The sequence below is a fragment of the Pseudomonas sp. Ant30-3 genome (genome assembly GCF_000690905.1).
Taxonomy (GTDB): Bacteria; Pseudomonadota; Gammaproteobacteria; order Pseudomonadales; family Pseudomonadaceae; genus Aquipseudomonas.
The window spans coordinates 1-2,870 of sequence record NZ_JMCL01000222.1 but is presented as its reverse complement, the minus strand read 5'-3'; the positions used below and the strand labels follow the sequence as shown (position 1 = coordinate 2,870).

Genomic DNA, 2,870 nt, shown 5'->3' with positions numbered 1-2,870 from the left:
GGGGGTGGCACCCGCCGCGATCTGTTCGCGGAAGCCGATAGCGGCGTGTATCTGACCGATGCCACGCTGCTGGAACGGCTGGCGCAGGACAAGCTGGCCAGCCTTGCCGCCGAGGTGAAGGCCGAAGGCTGGGCATGGGTGGATGCCACCCCCGGCACGACCCATGCCGACCTGCAAGCCTTCCAGCGCGCCCCGAGGCAGCGCCGGAGCCCGAACAAGCGCGAAGCCCAACGCATCGAGAACCTGCAAGCCAAGATGCAGGCGCTGGCCGAGGCCGTGGATGCCGCCCTGGACGCCGACGATGAAGAAAAGGCCGATGCCTTGCAGGAGGAAGGCGAACACCTGGGCGTACAGTTGCAGGCGCTGGAAGATGGCTTGCAGGACTATGGGGAAGCCGTCAAAGCTGCCGCCGGTGCCATCGTCACCATCGACAGCAACGGGCAGGCCGTGATTCATCGTGGCCTGCTGCGCGAAGCGCAAGCCAAGGCACTGCGCACGCTTGAACGACTGCGGCAAGGTTTCGGCAGCGAGGGCGAAGCCGGGAACGACGACACCGGCGAGGAAGCGGGCGACGCCCCTAAGCCCGCCGCCATGTCCGACCGGCTGGCGCAGCGGTTGAGTGCCCACCGTACCGCCGCGCTGCAAATCGAAGTAGCCCGGCATCCGCAGGTAGCGCTGGCCGCACTGGTGCATGGCATGGTGCAGACTGTCTTGCAAGGCAGCCACTACGGCCACGATCTGCCGCTGGGCGTGAAGCTGGCCCAGCAGGATCGGCTGGAAGGCATGGCCCCGGACTGGCCGGAATCGCCCGCCGCCGTGGCACTGCGCGAACTGCAACAGGTAGCGGGTGAAGCCTTGCCGGAGGACAGCGCCGAACTGTTCGCCGCACTGCTGGCTAAGTCGCAGGATGAACTGGTGCGCCTGCTGGCCGTATGCGTGGCATCCACGGTCGATGTGGTGACGCTCCGCGCCACGCAGCACCAGCCCGGCGCTGAACTGGCGCAGGCCGTGGCGCTGGACATGGCGGCATGGTGGCAACCGACCGCAGACGGCTATTTCCAGCATGTGCCGAAGGCCGCGATTCTGGAAGCCGTGGGCGAATTCGCACCGGAGCACGTCACCCGGCTGGCGAAGTTGAAAAAAGGCGACATTGCCAGCGAAGCCGAACGGCTGGCCGATGGAACTGGCTGGATGCCCGCAATCTTCGCCGCCGAAGCCACGCAGCAGGCCGCGCAGGAGGTGGTGACGGACGAGGCAGCCGAAGCGCCGGAGGAAGCCGCCGCCGTGGCGGATGAGCAGACGCAGGCCGAGGCACTGGCCGTTTGACCCCGTACCACAGATAGCGCCCCGGTTCCGGCCGGGGCGCTTTCATGCCGAGGATTCCCCTATGAGCCACGACACCACGAACCGTCCGCGCATGGCCGCGACCTATGCCCCCGGCACGGTACGCGCCCGCCGCTGGCATGGCGATAGCGACGTGCGGGGCTACCGTCCGCCTCGCGGCTGGACAGCCCGTGCCGACCTGACCGACCTACACCCCATCACGGGCCGCGCCTTGCCGCGTGCCGTGTGGTGGATCATCGAAACCAAAGAATAGGGAGCAGCTCCGCGCCCAAGCCGTTCCGTCTTGGGCGCGGGGAATGCCAAAAATCCGGGCGCGGCGGTGGCCGCGCCCGGTTTCAAGGCTCAAAGCCAAAACGCCCCTTTACCGCCTTCGGTCAGGCGGCAAAGGGGCCGCGCACAAGTCGCTTTTTGCGCAAAAACCATTGAAGCCATGCAAGTGCAGCGGCGCACGCGCCGCCGACATTCCGACAGCACCTCGCCGCAATGGGCGGCGCTTGTGGGGCTACGCCCCGGCTTGCTGCGGCAGGTTGCACGAAAGCGTGCCGTGCTCGACGCTGGCGGTTCGTTGCCTGTACGTCACGAAGGACGGTTCACCGACACACCACCTGGCCTCGATGTGGAGCTTCCACGCCACGCATCAAGCATGTGGCCGCAAGTTGTGGCAGGAGCGCTCGTACCTTGTTGCTGGGGCATTGACCTGGCCGCGTCAGGGAACAAGCCGGTGAGGTTGTCATACGGGGATGCCGAGTCGGTCATGTCTCCATTCGGGAGAGGCGACCCGTGCGTCCTTGGCTTGTCGTGAATCCTGGCGGTGGCGCGGCTGCGCATTGGGCTTTATGACCGCAACATTGCGGCGAAAACAATTTCCCCTACGCTGCGCGCATTCCTCGCGGGACAAATTCTTTTCGCCTCCAGGTTCTCCACGTTGTTGCGACCGCTCCGCGGTGCGGCCAGCCCATCCCCCGCCGGGCGGATCACAACAAGGACGCACTGGCGCGACCTTGTTCAACCCGAAAGGAGAAATCATCATGGCTAACATTGGCACCTTCACCGCAGAGAAAGACGGCTTCACCGGCACGCTTCGCACCCTGACGCTCAACGTCAAGGTCAAGCTGGTTCCCAACGACAAGGGTGACAACGAAAGCGCACCCGACTACCGCCTGCAAGCGGCTGGCCACGACATCGGCGCAGCGTGGAAAAAGACCAGCGAGGCCGGACGCCCTTATGTGTCCGTGACCCTTGACGATCCATCGTTCCCTGCAACGGTCTATGCCCGCCTGATCGAAGGCGAGGACGGCACGCACGACCTGATCTGGTCGCGCAGCAAGCCCAAGGCCGCCTGATAGTCGCTCACCGCGCCCCGCCCATTACGGCGGGGCACAACTCTATGCACGCATGACCTTATTCCAGTCGATGCTATGACCGGCAGCTTCAAGCTCACGCGCGAGTGCCTGTTTCCAGCCCCCGCCGCTATCCATCGTCTCCCAAACAACACCGGCGAAATCGCTTGGAATTTCCACCGCCCC

Annotated in this window: 2 protein-coding genes and 1 pseudogene; all 3 read left to right on the top strand. The window is 65.5% G+C overall.

What is annotated here, in order from left to right:
* Positions 1 to 1,326, top strand: a pseudogene (locus DU29_RS0128970) (chromosome partitioning protein ParB); the annotation flags it as partial.
* Positions 1,327 to 1,387: 61 nt separating this feature from the next.
* Positions 1,388 to 1,597, top strand: coding sequence for a hypothetical protein (locus tag DU29_RS0128965; protein ID WP_028624810.1), 210 nt, complete (start codon positions 1,388 to 1,390; stop codon positions 1,595 to 1,597).
* Between the two features lie 775 nt (positions 1,598 to 2,372).
* Entirely contained in the window at positions 2,373 to 2,687 is a 315-nt protein-coding gene (locus tag DU29_RS0128960) for a DUF736 domain-containing protein (RefSeq protein WP_028624809.1), read from the top strand.
* Positions 2,688 to 2,870: the final 183 nt, after the last annotated feature.